Source organism: Streptomyces sp. NPDC023541 (assembly GCF_055559995.1).
Map to the genome: position 1 here is coordinate 1 of NZ_JBVHJO010000035.1, position 13996 is coordinate 13996.

At 68.2% G+C, this 13996-nt stretch carries 13 protein-coding genes and 3 pseudogenes; 3 read left to right on the forward strand and 13 right to left on the reverse strand.

From position 1 onward, the window contains the following. Positions 1 to 50: 50 nt before the first annotated feature. From ACZ3X1_RS36855 to ACZ3X1_RS36865, 3 genes and pseudogenes are all read right to left on the reverse strand, one after another. Positions 51 to 482: a transposase gene (locus tag ACZ3X1_RS36855; RefSeq protein ID WP_467283924.1), complete on the reverse strand. Its 432-nt coding sequence runs from the start codon at positions 480 to 482 to the stop codon at positions 51 to 53. Further along, entirely contained in the window at positions 479 to 835 is a 357-nt protein-coding gene (locus tag ACZ3X1_RS36860; RefSeq protein WP_467283886.1) for a transposase, read from the reverse strand. Before ACZ3X1_RS36860 ends, ACZ3X1_RS36855 begins: the two co-directional genes overlap by 4 nt. A gap of 8 nt (positions 836 to 843) precedes the next feature. Continuing rightward, positions 844 to 999, reverse strand: a pseudogene (locus ACZ3X1_RS36865) (recombinase family protein); the annotation flags it as partial. Between the two features lie 230 nt (positions 1000 to 1229). On the opposite strand from ACZ3X1_RS36865, the gene ACZ3X1_RS36870 reads away from it, so the two are divergent. Beyond that, positions 1230 to 2336, forward strand: a complete 1107-nt coding sequence (locus ACZ3X1_RS36870) for a pentapeptide repeat-containing protein (protein ID WP_467283888.1) — start codon at positions 1230 to 1232, stop codon at positions 2334 to 2336. Positions 2337 to 2641: 305 nt separating this feature from the next. Here ACZ3X1_RS36870 and ACZ3X1_RS36875 read toward each other — a convergent pair. Together ACZ3X1_RS36875 and ACZ3X1_RS36880 are read right to left on the reverse strand one after the other, a co-directional pair. Next, positions 2642 to 4520: pseudogene (locus ACZ3X1_RS36875) on the reverse strand (DUF4158 domain-containing protein); the annotation flags it as partial. A gap of 277 nt (positions 4521 to 4797) precedes the next feature. Continuing rightward, positions 4798 to 5976, reverse strand: coding sequence for an FAD-dependent monooxygenase (locus tag ACZ3X1_RS36880; protein ID WP_467283890.1), 1179 nt, complete (start codon positions 5974 to 5976; stop codon positions 4798 to 4800). 129 nt (positions 5977 to 6105) lie between these two features. Between ACZ3X1_RS36880 and ACZ3X1_RS36885 the strand changes: the two genes are divergently transcribed. Beyond that, entirely contained in the window at positions 6106 to 7029 is a 924-nt protein-coding gene (locus ACZ3X1_RS36885; protein WP_467283892.1) for a GntR family transcriptional regulator, read from the forward strand. 179 nt (positions 7030 to 7208) lie between these two features. On the opposite strand, the gene ACZ3X1_RS36890 is transcribed toward ACZ3X1_RS36885, so the two are convergent. From ACZ3X1_RS36890 to ACZ3X1_RS36905, 4 genes are all read right to left on the reverse strand, one after another. After that, positions 7209 to 7382, reverse strand: a complete 174-nt coding sequence (locus ACZ3X1_RS36890; protein ID WP_467283894.1) for a hypothetical protein — start codon at positions 7380 to 7382, stop codon at positions 7209 to 7211. 722 nt (positions 7383 to 8104) lie between these two features. Then, entirely contained in the window at positions 8105 to 8671 is a 567-nt protein-coding gene (locus tag ACZ3X1_RS36895) for a hypothetical protein (RefSeq protein WP_467283896.1), read from the reverse strand. 141 nt (positions 8672 to 8812) lie between these two features. Beyond that, positions 8813 to 9313, reverse strand: coding sequence for a peptidylprolyl isomerase (locus tag ACZ3X1_RS36900; protein ID WP_467283898.1), 501 nt, complete (start codon positions 9311 to 9313; stop codon positions 8813 to 8815). Positions 9314 to 9849: 536 nt separating this feature from the next. Next, positions 9850 to 10164, reverse strand: coding sequence for a DUF6980 family protein (locus ACZ3X1_RS36905; protein WP_467283927.1), 315 nt, complete (start codon positions 10162 to 10164; stop codon positions 9850 to 9852). A gap of 65 nt (positions 10165 to 10229) precedes the next feature. Between ACZ3X1_RS36905 and ACZ3X1_RS36910 the strand changes: the two genes are divergently transcribed. Then, complete coding sequence (locus ACZ3X1_RS36910) at positions 10230 to 10760, forward strand: IS5 family transposase (RefSeq protein WP_467283900.1); 531 nt, start codon at positions 10230 to 10232, stop codon at positions 10758 to 10760. A 303-nt stretch (positions 10761 to 11063) separates the two neighbouring features. Here ACZ3X1_RS36910 and ACZ3X1_RS36915 read toward each other — a convergent pair. The 4 genes and pseudogenes from ACZ3X1_RS36915 to ACZ3X1_RS36930 all read right to left on the reverse strand — a co-directional run. Continuing rightward, positions 11064 to 11372: pseudogene (locus ACZ3X1_RS36915) on the reverse strand (HNH endonuclease); the annotation flags it as partial. Positions 11373 to 11470: 98 nt separating this feature from the next. After that, positions 11471 to 11896, reverse strand: coding sequence for a hypothetical protein (locus ACZ3X1_RS36920; RefSeq protein WP_467283901.1), 426 nt, complete (start codon positions 11894 to 11896; stop codon positions 11471 to 11473). Positions 11897 to 12680: 784 nt separating this feature from the next. Beyond that, the gene (locus tag ACZ3X1_RS36925; protein WP_467283903.1) at positions 12681 to 13358 is read right to left on the reverse strand and encodes a hypothetical protein; all 678 of its coding nucleotides are present in this window, start codon (positions 13356 to 13358) and stop codon (positions 12681 to 12683) included. A 246-nt stretch (positions 13359 to 13604) separates the two neighbouring features. Further along, positions 13605 to 13996: hypothetical protein (locus ACZ3X1_RS36930; RefSeq protein WP_467283905.1), on the reverse strand; the 392-nt coding region annotated here is incomplete at its 5' end.

The following is a 13996-nucleotide window of genomic DNA, read 5'->3' on the forward strand; positions in this document are numbered from 1 at the left end:
CAGTGGCCGACAGATCAAACTCAAGGCACCAAGGCCAGTCGTATCGCGAGTCAGGCCACCGCCCGAAGCGGCACCTGAACATCCTCACAGTCGTACCGCGTGGCGACGGCCCGGTGGCGCTTGAGCCGGTTGATCCCGCATTCGACCGCGTGCCGCTGCTTGTAGTCGTCCTTGTCGAATGTCGGCGGCCGCCCGCCACGCGATCCACGCTTGAGGCGGTTGCGGACCCGGTCCGCCGGGACCGGGATGGTGGCCTTGATCCCGCGTCTACGCAGGTAAGAGCGGTTGCGGCGGGAGTCGTACGCTTTGTCGGCACGCACCCGGTCCGGTCGCTTGCGCGGCCTGCCGAGCCCCAGCCTCGGCACCCGGATAGCTTCCAGGACCGTCTCGAACTGCGGCGAGTCACCCCGCTGCCCAGCCGTTATCACCACGGACAAGGGCTTCTGCCCCTGCTCGACCGCAAGGTGGATTTTGCTGGTCAGTCCGCCGCGGGAGCGTCCGAGACCGTGGTCGGTCGGCTCGACGAAGACGCCGCCGGGCGGTTCCTTCTGGAGATCCCCTTTTTCGCCGCCCCGGCGGCATGCTGGTGGGCCCGGCAGACGGTGGAGTCGACGTTGACGTCCCAGGTGATCAGGCCCTTCGCGTCCGCCTCGGCCTGGAGCTGGGTAAGGATCCAGGACCACGTCCCGTGCCGCTGCCAGCGGCGGAACAGGTCGTAGACCCGGTCCCACGGGCCATAGCGTTCCGGCACGTCCCGCCACGGGGCGCCGGTCCGGGTCCGCCACCGTATGCCGTCTATCAGCTGCCGCCGCGTCCAGCGCCGCCACCTCCTCATCGCGGCCTGCGGTGTTCGGCGACCATGTTGATGAGATCCTGAAGGCTGCGGCCGTAGCGGTCCAGACTCGGGACGACGAGGGTGTCCCCGGGGTCGAGGAAGGCGTGGCACGCCTTCAGTTCGGGGCGGAGCGCGTTTTTGCCGGACTTCTTGTCCGCGAAGATCTTCCGGCACCCGGCGGCGGCAAGCGCGTCGAGGCTTCTGGTTGTTACACGCCGTGAGCCGAATGGCCGTCAGAGCCGAGCGACTGTTTGTCGGGGACTCAGGGGCGACTGGGCGGACTGGTGTCGCTCCGGCAGTAATTCATTCCGACGCCATTTCTTGATCTTGACGCCGGTTCTAGGCTGACGGTATGGCGGCCAGGGGCGAGCGTTCAGGTCCAGATCCTCGAAGCGTGATGCGTTGGCCGCTGAGCCTGCATGTTGCTGTTGTGCTGTTGCTGTCCGCCTTCACAGTCGGCATCGTCGCGGCATTGCTCTGGCTGCTTCTGGGTGCGCCTCGGCTGTACGTGGCCGGACCGCTCAAGCCGGGAGACATTTACGACGGCATCAAGATCGCACTGGCGATCGTCGCCGGAGCCGGCGGTGTGGTGGCTCTGGTCGTCGGCTACCGGCGCCAGCACCTGAATGAGGTAAGTGAAGAGCGTGAGCACGGCAGGGCCTTCACCGACCGGTTCGGGGCCGCAGCCGATCAACTCGGGGCGGATCAACCAGCGGCCCGGATGGCGGGCGCGTATGCCATGGCCCGACTCGCCGACGAGTGGCTCCAGGAGCGTCAGACCTGTCTCGACGTGTTATGCGGCTACCTGAGGATGCCCCATGCGCCGGATCCTCCAGCCGACGAGCTGGCCCTCGTCGCCTGGCAACGCGAACGTGAGATACGAAAGACCGTCCTCCGGCTCATCGCCGCCCATCTGCGAGACGACTCACCCGAATCCTGGCAGGGCTACGATCTCGACTTCACCGGCGCCGTGCTTGACGAGGCGTACTTCCGCGGCGCCCGTTTCACCGGCGGCGACATCATCTTCGTCAACGCGCTCTTCGTCGGTCACGATCGAGACCAGGTGGTCTTCGACGAGGCCGAATTCGCCAGCGGGAGTTGCGTCTACTTCCGCCTCGCCGAGTTCCGCAGCGGCTCCGTCCGCTTCGATCGGGCCGTCTTCAGCGGCGGCTGGGTCACCTTCGACAGCGCACGCTTCAACGGCGGCGGTGTGAACTTCCGGGATGCCGCCTTCAGCGCAGGAGAGATCCGCTTCGAGGACGCTGAGTTCTCCGACGGTCTCGTCGACTTCGCCGGTTCCACGTTCACCGGCGCCGTCGTGAACTTCGGCGAGCACCACCTCCAGAGCCTCCACGTCACTGTCCCACCTGCCCGCTTCACCGGCGGCACCGTCGACTTCTCCAGCACCGCGACGTTTACCCACCCCCCACGCTTCGGCATGCAAACAGCGCCCGAAGGACTCCTGCTACCACCCGGTACCAACATCTCCGACCTGCCCTGACAGCCAGGCGGCGCGCTTCCCCGCCCAGAACTGCGGTCGCTCGATGGAGTGAAGCAGCAGGTGCTCATCAGTTCTCTAGGCTGGGACGCTCGATCCGTGTTCACAAGATCACAAATGGCTCTCGAACTCGCCGCCCCACTGGCTCTCATTCATCCCGCCGAAAACAGGTTGTCTGTAGACGATGGCTGTGGATCTACTGTCCGCCATGGTTACTCAGGTGCGCCCACCGCAACGAGATGAGATGAACGCGTACTACCGGGCCTTGCCCTTCGCGAACGGGTTGCCGCAGTGGGAGCCAGCTGACCCCAGGAGTGCACCTCGAAGAGCAGGTCCGGCAGGGCGATCCGGGGAAGCATCGCCTCCGTGGTGGTCTTCAGCCAGGTCAGCGACTCCGGCTCGCCCACCGCGCCGAGCTTGTCCACCGACAGGCGGGCACGGCCGCCTCCCTCGGGGACGACGATCTCCACCTTCGCCTCATCGCCGGCCTCGGCGAGCCGGTCGGCCATCTGCCGCCACGCCGCGTTCAGCCCACGCGTGAGCTGGGCCAGGTGCTCGCCCGCGTCCTCGGTCAGGGACAGGCCTGCCAGCACGTCCGCGCGCATCGCCTCCCACCGGGGGCCGTCCAGCAGCCGGGCGCGTGGGTCCGTCCACCGGTTCGACGGGGCGGCGAACACGTCGCGCCGGTTCAGCGCGCGGTGCAGCTGCTCCAGCACGCACACCACGTACGCGTCTCGGTCGACCGCGCCCTGGGGCAGCTTGGTGTTGGAGAACACCGACCGCTTCCACATGGCGGGCACCAACTCGGCGTCGACCTCACGGGGCAGCAGCGGCCGGCCCTTGACCCTCCGGCGCGAGAGCGCGGGCAGGCGGCGTACCGCCTTCAACAGGCGCCGCCCGGCCGGTGTGGCGCCCAGCGCATCAGACTCGCCCAGCAGGGCCAGGAAAGGGCGCACGGTGTTGTAGCGCAGGGCCAGCTTCTCGCGCATCGCCGCCTCGGCCGACCCGTCGTCCTCGGGCACCAGGGCCTCGACGGTCGCCACCGCGCCGGCCACCGCCGTACGCGGCACGGCCTCCTCCACCGCCGCCCACAGCGCGGCGACGTCCAGGTCCGCGTCGTGCTCGGCGACCAGGTCCAGCTCCTCAGTGAGGATCTTCGACGCCTTCGCCAGGATGCGGGCCGCCTTCTCCAGCTGCGGCAGCATCGCCAGGCGCTCCCGCTCCGAGGCCCGCCGCGCTGGGCTGATCAGCCGGTTCGCCATCAGCACCGCGAACAAATGCAGCGCGTCGTCGACCGCCTGCGCCTCCAGCTGACGCACCACCGCCGTCAGCAGCGCGGTCCGCCGCGGATCGGGCGCCCGCTCGATCGTCTGCGCCTTGCACAGCTGCCCGTACCGGGCCCAGCGTGGACAGCCGGTTCACTGGTACCCGAGACAGGTTCACCCGGCCCAGCGCGAACGCGGAGATCTCCTCCATCCGCTCCATGGCCCGCACCATCGCGGTGCCTGTCGACTTCGTCGGCGGCGTCCGCAGTCGCTCCAGCTCCGAGACCCGCTTGCCTTCCGGCACCACCAGTAGTTCGGCCAGCGCCGGCCCGAGCGAGGGGTCGGCCCGGTGCGCGGCGCGGGCCACCGCCTCGTACACGCGCCGCTCGGCCACCGCGCGGGCCTCAGACACCTGCCGAGCCAGTACGCTCACCCCGGGCAGCAGCACCCGGTTCTTGCGCAGCCACGTCACCGCGTGGTTGAACAGCGCCACTGGCCCCTCGGCGTGTGTCCACGCCCGCCCGTACAGAAAGCCGCGGAACTCCCGCCCCGACTTCCGGTCGGCGAAGTCCCGGTACTTGAACCGCTCCTGGATCTCCGCCGCGTGCTCGTACGGTGTCCTGCGCCGCTCCGGGAACCGCTTCACGCACGAAGCGTCCGCAATGCCGAGCTGCCCGGCCAGGTACTCCACGACCTCCCACGGCACCGCGAGCGGGTCCTCACCCAGAAACCGGCCGACGTAGCGGACCGTGCAGATCTGCACCGCCATCCCCAGCCGGTGCGCGTCCGTACGACGCAGCGCGATCAGATCACGGTCGTCGTCATCGAGGAAGAAGAACCGCTCCAGCTCCGGGCGCGTGGGCACCTCGGTGAACGTCCCGTACGCCTCGGCCTGCTCATCAGTCAGAAATTCCACCGGCACGACCGGACCGTAGCCAGCACCGACAGCCACCCGACGATCTTTCCGAGAACCCCGGCGGCACCCCCGGGAGGTGTGCTAGCCGACCATGATCGATCTCAGCGGCATTTTCTGTACCGCAACTACTCACACCCGTCTTCAGGGAGGTGTGCGCGGACTGAAGGGACGGGCGCCGGAGCCACTGGGGGCAGTGCAGGGTGCCGGCAGGAGTGCTACGCATCAGCGTCGGCGGCAACGACGGGCCGGGCGGCGGGCTCGGGTGTGGATGCTCCGTCGCGTGTCAGGCGGCGGTGGCAGGAGCGTAGTCGGGGAGGCGGACCGGATCCGTTCGGGTGTTCTCCGGGGCGTTGGCGGCCAGCATGTCGAGCATCTCCTGGGTGGGGGCCGGCAGGAAGAACCGTTCGGCTCCCTCGCGGCCCAGGGCCTGGTGTTCGGCGGTGTGGGGGCGCATCAGCTCCTCGTACGCGGCGAAGGCGGCCGTGTAGTCGCCGCCGCGGGCGGCGAGTTCGCCGGCGAGGAGGTAGGCGCCGATCAGCGCCTGGGAGGTGCCGCGGCCGGAGGTGGGGCCGGCGCAGTAGCCAGCGTCGCCGAGGAGGACAATGCGACCGGTGGACCAGGCGTCCATAACGACCTGGGCGTTGGCGTCAAAGAAGAACTCCTGCGCGGCGTCCATCTCCTTCAGCAGGCGCGGGATCTCCCAGCCCTCGCCGGCGAACCGTTCGGCGATGATCCGCTTGTGGGAGGTGGGGTCGCGGAGGTCGTACTCCAGGTGGTCGGCGGCGAAGTGGAAGGCCGCGCGGGCCTCGTTGTTGTTGCGAGCCGTGAAGATGTTGGCGGCCTTGCCGGGGGCGGCGTAGAGGCGGCCGGTGTTCTCCAGGCCGAGGTAGTTGTCCAGGTTGAAGATCGCCGTGTAGATGCCGAGGTGGCGGACGTACTGCTGCTCAGGGCCGAAGGCCAGGGCGCGGGTGCGGGAGTGCAGGCCGTCGGCACCGACGACCAGGTCGAAGCGGCGGGGCGCGCCGCGCTCGAAAGTAGCGAGGACGCCGTCCTCGTCCTGGTCCAGGGTCGCGATGGAGTCGCCGAAGACATACTCGACGTTCTCGCGGGTCGCCTCGTAGAGCATGCGGGTCAGGTCGCCTTTGAGTACCTCCAGGTCCCCGGCGAAGATCGCCGCGGGGAGGGTCGCGTACTGGCGGCCCTCGGCGTCGACCATGGCCGCGTCGCCCATCTGCGTGTCCAGTGCCTGGATCTGGTCGAGGAGGCCCATGCGGTCCAGGACGTCGAGGGCCTCGCCGCGGAAGTCGACAGCGTAGCCGCCGTCGCGGAGTTCCGGGGCCCGTTCGACGATCGTGGGGGTGAAGCCGTGGCGGTGCAGCCAGTACGCGAGGGCCGGCCCCGCGACACTGCCGCCGGAGATCAGCACGGTCCGGTTCGTCGTCTGGGTCTGAGGCTGGTTCATCTCGGGTTCCTCTCTCGAAGTGATGTGTACAACGTATAGAGAGGAACTTGCAGATGTAACAGGGAGGTTGGGTAAACTGATCTAGTGCACTAAGGTCTGTCCGTACTAGTGCAGTGGTAGGGGGACGGGATGACGGAGCGGAAGCGGGCGCCGTACGCGCGGATCGCGGCCGAACTACGGGGCCGTATCGAGCGCGGAGAACTGCGCCCAGGGGACCGGGTGCCCTCGACACGGGCCATCACCCAGCGGTGGGGAGTCGCCATGGCCACCGCGAGCAAGGTCCTGGCCCTGCTCGGACAGGAGGGCCTGGTCCGGGCCGTGCCAGGGGTGGGCACGGTGGTCACGGCCCGGCCCGCGACGGGCGCCCCGGCCCGCCGCACCGCCACCGAGGACGACACGGCGCAGCGGGCCCGTATCGTCCGCGCGGCCATCGCCATCGCGGACGCGGAAGGGCTCGCGGCTCTCACCATGCGCCGACTCGGCACGGAACTCGGGGTCTCGGCCATGTCCCTCTACCGCCACGTCCAAAACAAGGAACAGCTCGTGGCGCTGATGGCCGACGCGGCCTTCGGGGAACAAACCCTGCCCCAGCAGCCGCCGCCGCACTGGCGGGAACGGCTGGAACTCTCGGCGCACCTGCAATGGCAGCTCTACCGGACCCACCCCTGGCTGGCCGGCGCGATGAACCTCAACCGGCCCCTGCTCATCCCCAACGGCATCCGCCACATCGACTGGGCCCTCGCCGCCCTCGACAGCCTCGGCCTGGACGCCGACACCCGCATGCACGCCGCCGTGACACTCTTCGGCTACATCCGCGGCCGCGCCATCGACCTCGAACCAGAATCCGACGCGGCACGCACCAGCGGCATCAGCGGGCAGGAATGGATGCACGCCCAGGAGACACGGCTGACGGCGCTGGTGGACGGCGGAGCCTTCCCCGCCTTCACCACCACCCGCGCGGACGCCGACCTCTCCCCCGAATCCCTCCTCCGCTTCGGCCTTGGCGCCCTCCTCGACGGACTCGCCACCCGCACCACCCCACCACCCAACTGACCACCACGACGACCCCGCCTCCACCAGCCCCGGCAGGTGCAGGTCACGCCGATACCGCGGGTACGTCGGTCGCCACGTGGCTGGTCAGGTAGTGAAGGCCCGCAGTGAACACGTCCTGCACCCGGTCGACGTCCATGGCCGCGCAGCCCCGACCGGGCACGCCCCCCAGGGCCCCGCCGTCAAACCGCCGCACTCCGGCGGCACCAGTCGCGGTGGCCCTGCTCGAAGGCGATGCCGCGCAGGTAGGTCAGGTAACCGCCGATCCGTTCGCCCCTGAGCAGGAACTCCTCTTCGTCCACGTCGCCGCGCATCTTCCGCAGCCTCAGGAACATCAGCGAAGGAAGCAAGATCACGCCCGGCACGAACACGTTGCGTTCACGAAGGAGACGACACCTCAGCCAAGGCCGCCTCCAATCCACTCATCATCTCTGGCACGACCAGACAGTCTCATGCCCCACGAAGAAGATCGAACCCCGGGCAGAAGCTGCCCACACGCTTGACGAAGAACATAGAGGGCACCCCCCTCCCCCGCGGCTGGCCGACGGCAGGCCGGACACCGGACGGGCGAACCCGTCGTACACGAGGAACGCGAGCAGCTTGTGGCGGACGGGGACCAGAACACCTCCAAGACCCGGATCCCGCGCAGCTCGCCACATGGCGGATTACGCCCCCGGCATCCGGATCGACCAGAGGGACGGCATGAACCAGCCCCCGCACAGCAACTCCAGCCCGGCGACCCGCTCCTGTTCAACGCCGACTCGGGCGACGACACGGGGACAGCGAACAAGCTCCACACGGTTCACCGCATCTGACGCCCCGAGGGGTCGCCAACGCCGGACAAGCCTGCGCCGGCGAGTCCCTCTGCGTGGCGCCACCTCTGATGTAGGCCGTGCGGGTACGCGGCCGCTTCCGCAGACGGCTATCCGTCGCCGCGCTGACTGAATAAACCGGCCACTGGCCCCGGCTGCTCAGGATTCGCGTCATCGGGACCCGCAGGGCAGTTCCTCGTTTCCCGAGACCTTATCCCCAAAGCGCCGGCCGGTGGAGCGGGCTTAGTGGTGGCATGACCAGGAGTTCAACGCACGTCCGTGGGGTTGTTGGGTTCTGTTTTCTTGGCCGCACAATGGGCGCTGCAGCTGGCGCCGACCGCGAGGGCCGCCAGGATCAGAACGGGCCACAGCCCGCCCCCTTCCCTCACTGAAGCGGCCTCCGTAAGTCCCAATGGTTCGAGGATTTCAGTGACCGTTTCCAAGTCCTTGGAGGTAATCTGGCGCTGGCCCATGATGCTCATTGCGCGTCGGATCCCATCGGGGTCACGCTGTACAGCGCTTGCCAGGATTTTGGCGTCGCGGGCGACGGTGGAGAAGTCCATTGCCTTGGGGTCGACGCCCTGAAAGTCGCATAGCATCACGCTAGGGTCGAATGTTGTCCTCTGCTTGAGGGGATGATTGTTCGGGGCGTGCGAATTAATGAACGGCATCTTCAGGAACCCTTGCACGCCGGGATCCAGCTCCGGAAACGCTGTCGGAACGGCAACAAACGTACCGCCGGCGGCGTAAGTGAGTCGAGCGTTGGACACTTGATCTCCTGGTGTGAGTACCGCGTATGCATTGCCGGGAATGATCCCGGCGGCTTCCCGCATCCTCACATTCCACCTCAGTCCGCCGATTGAAGTGTCCGAGTTCGAAATTCACCCGTATGCTTCACGCGGTGTACGAGTCTGTCCTTGCGACCCGTAGGGTCGACTGGCCTGTCCAGCGCCCATGGGCAGGCCGGCCGAACCTCAAAGTGCCCCGCATGTGTCGATGACGACCTTCTTGGTGGGCTTCCCGGAGGTGCTGCCGCAGCGCTCGATCTCCTTCACCACGTCCATGCTCTTCTCGTCGGCGACCTCGCCGAATACGACGTGCCTCCCGTCCAGCCAGGAGGTCACCACGGTGGTGATGAAGAACTGCGAGCCGTTGGTGTTCGGCCCCGAGTTGGCCATGCTGAGCATGCCGGGCTTGGTGTGCATGCGGTCGAAGTTCTCGTCCGCGAACTTGTCGCCGTAGATGCTCTTGCCACCGGTTCCGTCGCCCTTGGTGAAATCGCCGCCCTGGAGCATGAACTCGGGGATGATGCGGTGGAAGGTCGAGCCCGCGTAGCCGAAGCCCTTCTCGCCTGTGCACAGCGCGCGGAAATTCTCAGCCGTCTTGGGCACGATCTCGTCGTACAGGATGAAGTTGATCCGCCCCGCAGGCTGACCGTCGATCGAGATGTCGAAGTACACCTTTGAGCTGCTCATGCTGCTCATCGTCGCCGACCGCAGGCGCACACCCGGTGACGTCCGCACCACCACTACCCCGATTGGGTGAGCGTCCCCCCGCCCGGCGTCTGCCAGCACCGGCTGCCGCTGGGAGCCAACAGGCCGATGACTTCGGCGATTGCCTCCGGGGACAGCTGGAAAACAGCGGAGCACGTTCTCGGGCCCCCTTGTGCCGGGACTTGGCCGTACCGCCGCGTGAGCGGCACGGCGAGCCGGGCTGGGCGTCGCGCTTCGGGCAGGCGTGCTGTTCGACGTCGCCCGCGTCCGGCCGCTCGGCCGGCAAAGGGTGCTGAGGGCTCGTCACGTGCCTGATTTTCGGCCGACTCCTCGCCCGCTGCGAGCCGCTCGGCGGCGGCCCGGGCGCTCGACCCTGCTGATCCTGACGCACCAGGCAGGACACGAGAGGCTTGAAAGACACGAGCCCAGGGTCCCACCAACATGCCCACCACACCCACAGAACTAACGAAAAGATCAGTAGGGCGTGTATCGGAAGTGGCTTGGGAGGCTGTGGTTCGTCAGTCCTGAGGCGGGACGGCGAGCCAGCGGTCGTCCTGGAATTCGGCGGGGACTTCGTCCTCCCCAGGATCGATCCCGCGGCGTTCCAGTTCGTCGAACCATCGGTCCCGCTGTGACTCGGGGAGACGTCGTCCGCACCAGGGACAGAAGTCGATGGTGATGCTCGACGTGCCGCCGTCGTGGATGATCAGCCCGTACTCCTTGAACTTGGCGCTGAATTTGATCAGTGCGTCCGGGCAGGCGAAGGGGTCGTCGTGCTGGTCGCAGCGCACGTTCACGCGGCGGCTCATCGCTTCGCAGCAGTGGTTGGTCATGACCATGGCTTTCCGGTGTTCGACTCGATGACCAAAAGTAGATCACGGTCCGTGAAGATCACCGGGTGGCACGTGGAGATCTGACGGATACGCAGTGGGCCCGGCTGGAGTCATTGCTGCCCAGGGGCAGGAAACCCGGACGTCCACCGAGATGGAGTCGGCGGCAGCTGATCGACGGCATACGGTTCCGTACCCGGACCGGCGTCCCGTGGCGGGATATGCCGGAGCGATACGGGCCCTGGGCCAGGTCGTATGACCTGTTCCGCCGTTGGCAGCGGGACGGCACCTGGCAGCGGATCTTCAGCGAGCTGCAGGCTCAGGCCGACGCCAAGGATCTCATCACCTGGGACCTCAACATCGATTCCACCGTATGCCGGGCTCACCAGCACGCCGCCGGAGCGCGGAAAAGGGGGGACCTTACAGGCCGAGCCGCCCGGCGGGATCACCGTCGAGCCGGACGACCACGGCCTTGGGCGCTCGCGCGGCGGTCTGACCACCAAGCTGCACCTGGCCGTCGAGCAGGGCCAGAAGCTGATGGCCGTCGTGATCACGGTTCGGACAGCGCGGTGACTCCCCGCAGTTCGAACCTGTCTTGAAGAGCTCCGTGTCGCCCGCCCGGACGCCGGACAACCCCGGACCCGGCCCAACCGGGTCCGTGCAAACAAAGCGGCGTAAGATGCTGGCCACGCTGCTGGCCCTGGTGACGCCCGCCATCGCACTGGCGACATCAGGGCCAGGCCTGGGGATGGAACGTCGCCATTGACCTGGAGATCCAGCACCTCTGCCGGTCCATCCTGACGCGTACGGAAACCTCCCAGGCGACCCGCTGACTGCAATGAGACCGCCACCGCGAGGCCGGGCCTGACACGGTGGCGGCCCCTTCTACCGCGACACCCGGGCTACGGCGCGGGGGTGAACTCCACGTCGGTGCCGCCGCAGCCGGCCGCGATGTCCAGGAGCCGGTCCCGCTCCGCTTCGTCGACCGCGAGGCCCCAGCGGAGCTTTGTCGCAGTCCACTCCGCGCCGTACCGACACAACGCATCCGGCGACGGCGGCAGCCACTCCGCCGGGTCCTGATCCGCCTTCGACCGGTTCGACCGGGCCGTCACCGCCACCAGCGAGGCCAGCTGGCCCTGGTCGTTCGCGTACGCCTCCCGCCGCGCGGGCGTCCACGCCGAGGCCCCAGCGGGCGGGGAGCGGCCCGCCGGCCCTGTGGCCGCGCAGCGGGACTGCGACCGGGACGGGACGAGCCCCACCGTGCAGCGTGACAGGAGCCCACCCGGTGCCGCCTGACGTGCCGGGCGGGTCACGTGACCAGGCCGCCCTCTCGGGCCTTGAGAACGCTGCGGTCGAGTCGGCTGCCGGGCCGGTAGTAGACGTAGCGCACGGCCGACAGTACCTGCACTCGGTTCATGGACTCCCTGTCCGCGTCGTTCAGCACACCAAGGGCGTGCTCGCCTCCGAGGCTCAGGAGATGCTTGGGACCGAGAGGGATGACCATGCTGGTCGCGTCCCCGAGAGCCATGCCGAAGACCGTTTGTTCGTGCTCACGGCGGACCGTCTGGGCTGGGGTGTCCCCGATCATGAGCTCTCCGGATTCAGGGCTGCGGATCACCAGCCCGGCTGTGGCGATGCTGCTGCGGACCTTGTGGAACATCTCTTCCATCCGTATATGCAGCAGGGCGCCGTTGGCGAAGAGTTCGTCGGTCGGGCGCAGGAGGTCGTCGACCATGTGCTGCATTCCTTGAGGGCTGGCTATGTGGAGGCCGTACTCCTGCAAGGCGGCAGCCCGGATCAGCTCTTGTCCGTCGGTAAGGAACCAGCGCCGGCTGCTGGCTCGGAACTCGGTGAAGATGCGGTTGAAGGTGTCGCGGTAGAAGTGGGAGCGTGGGAGCGCACCCAGTGCAGGGCGAGGAAGTCGCGCAGCACCGGGTGATGCTCGGTCTCGTCCAGGATTCGGCCGTCGTCCAGTGCGGCGAAGGCGCGCGGCAGGTGCCCCGACAGGGGACGACGTACCGGCCGACCGCCGAGCACGCGGTTCATCTGCTCGATCCTGACCTGGGCATCGAGTGGCCGGCCGACGCACCGCTGCTCTCCGCCAGGGACGCGGCGGCACCGTCGTGGGCCGAGGTGGTGGCGGGGGGATGCTGCCTACGTACGACGTATGCCTGGCGGAGGGCATCTATTCCTGTCGTTCAGCCTCGGACAGAGCCCGAATGCCGGCCCGTACGCCAACTGAATGAAGTGCGGCGACATTCGCTGTCATCCGTCGGCGTGGAATCGGGTCCCGGCACACTGCTGCTGGCACGACTGCGCAACAGCTTGGGCGCTCATTCATGCCGTCCGAACGTGATGGTGTGGCATGCCCATGTGACCCGTCACCCCCTCGGCGGTCTCTTTTCAGCCTGCGGGAAGGTTCCGTCATGAAGCGTCAGTCTCTTAGGAGATCGTGGGTCCGGGCCGTCACTGCGCTCGCGGCGTCGGGGACTCTTGGCTTGCTTGTCAATCTCGGTTCGTCAACGACCGCTCCAGCCAACGCGACAACTATGTCCGTCGATTACCCCATCGGTGTACCAGGCTCGAACGATGCTGTGAGTGCCGACTTCGAGCCCCGCCCACCGCGGAGGGCTGACGACGACGGTGGTCACGGTGACCACGGTGACGAGGGTGGTCATGGTGACGACGGTGGTCACGGTGACCACGGCCGTGAGGGTGGCCACGGTGACGACGGTGACCACGGCCATGAGGGTGGCCACGGTGACGACGGTGACCACGGCCATGAGGGTGGCCACGGTGACCACGGCCATGAGGGTGGCCACGGTGACGACGGTGACCACGGCCATGAGGGTGGCCACGGTGACGACGGTGACCACGGCCATGAGGGTGGCCACGGTGACGACGGTGACGAAGCAGGCGGGCATGGGACGGGCAATGGCAAGCCTCATGAGCACCCGCGCCCACACCCCCGCCCACCAGGCCCCCAGGGCCCCCAAGGCGACCAGGGCACGCAGGGCCCCCAGGGCGCGCAGGGATTTCAGGGCGCGCAGGGCAGCCAGGGCACCGGGTCCCAGGGCAGTCAGGGGTTCCAGGGCAGTCAGGGGTTCCAGGGCAGTCAGGGGTTCCAGGGCAGTCAGGGCGCGCAGGGATTCCAGGGCGCGCAGGGCAGCCAGGGCGTCGGGTCCCAGGGCTCCCAAGGCAGTCAGGGCTCCCAAGGCAGTCAGGGCTCCCAGGGCACCGGGTCCCCGGGCAGCCAGGGCGGGTCAGGCCCGCAGGGAAGTCAGGGCAGCCAGGGCGGTCTCGGGGCGCAGGGCACCCAGGGAGACGCTGGCCCGCAGGGAAGTCAGGGGACCGCCGGAACCCAGGGCAGCCAAGGAAACCAAGGCGGTGTCGGAAGTCAGGGCAGCCAGGGCGGTGCCGGGTCCCCGGGCAGCCAGGGCGGGTCAGGCCCGCAGGGAAATCAGGGCAGCCAGGGCGGTCCCGGTGCGCAGGGCACCCAGGGAGACGCCGGCCCGCAGGGAAGTCAGGGGACCGCCGGAACCCAGGGCAGCCAAGGAAACCAAGGCGGTGCCGGAAGTCAGGGCAGCCAGGGCAGTATGGGCTCGCAGGGCAGTCAGGGCGGGCTTGGCAGCCAAGGAAATCAGGGCAATCAGGGCGGGATCGGAACCCAGGGAAGCCAAGGCGGCCAGGGGTTTCAGGGCGACACCGGCACACCAGGATCCCAGGGCGTCCCTGGCACCCAGGGTGGTCCCGGTGTCCAGGGCGGCGCCGGTGTGCAGGGTGCCCAGGGCGGTTTCGGTCCGCAGGGTTTCCAGGGTGCGCAGGGCAGCCCGGG

What these genes read in the sequence shown, in the direction of transcription:
- ACZ3X1_RS36900 (WP_467283898.1), bottom strand. Translation starts at nt 9,313, where the DNA reads ATGAGCAGCTCAAAGGTGTACTTCGACATCTCGATCGACGGTCAGCCT.
- ACZ3X1_RS36905 (WP_467283927.1), bottom strand. Translation starts at nt 10,164, where the DNA reads ATGACCAACCACTGCTGCGAAGCGATGAGCCGCCGCGTGAACGTGCGC.
- ACZ3X1_RS36860 (WP_467283886.1), bottom strand. Translation starts at nt 835, where the DNA reads ATGAGGAGGTGGCGGCGCTGGACGCGGCGGCAGCTGATAGACGGCATA.
- ACZ3X1_RS36885 (WP_467283892.1), top strand. Translation starts at nt 6,106, where the DNA reads ATGACGGAGCGGAAGCGGGCGCCGTACGCGCGGATCGCGGCCGAACTA.
- ACZ3X1_RS36920 (WP_467283901.1), bottom strand. Translation starts at nt 11,896, where the DNA reads ATGGTCGACGACCTCCTGCGCCCGACCGACGAACTCTTCGCCAACGGC.
- ACZ3X1_RS36880 (WP_467283890.1), bottom strand. Translation starts at nt 5,976, where the DNA reads ATGAACCAGCCTCAGACCCAGACGACGAACCGGACCGTGCTGATCTCC.
- ACZ3X1_RS36895 (WP_467283896.1), bottom strand. Translation starts at nt 8,671, where the DNA reads ATGCGGGAAGCCGCCGGGATCATTCCCGGCAATGCATACGCGGTACTC.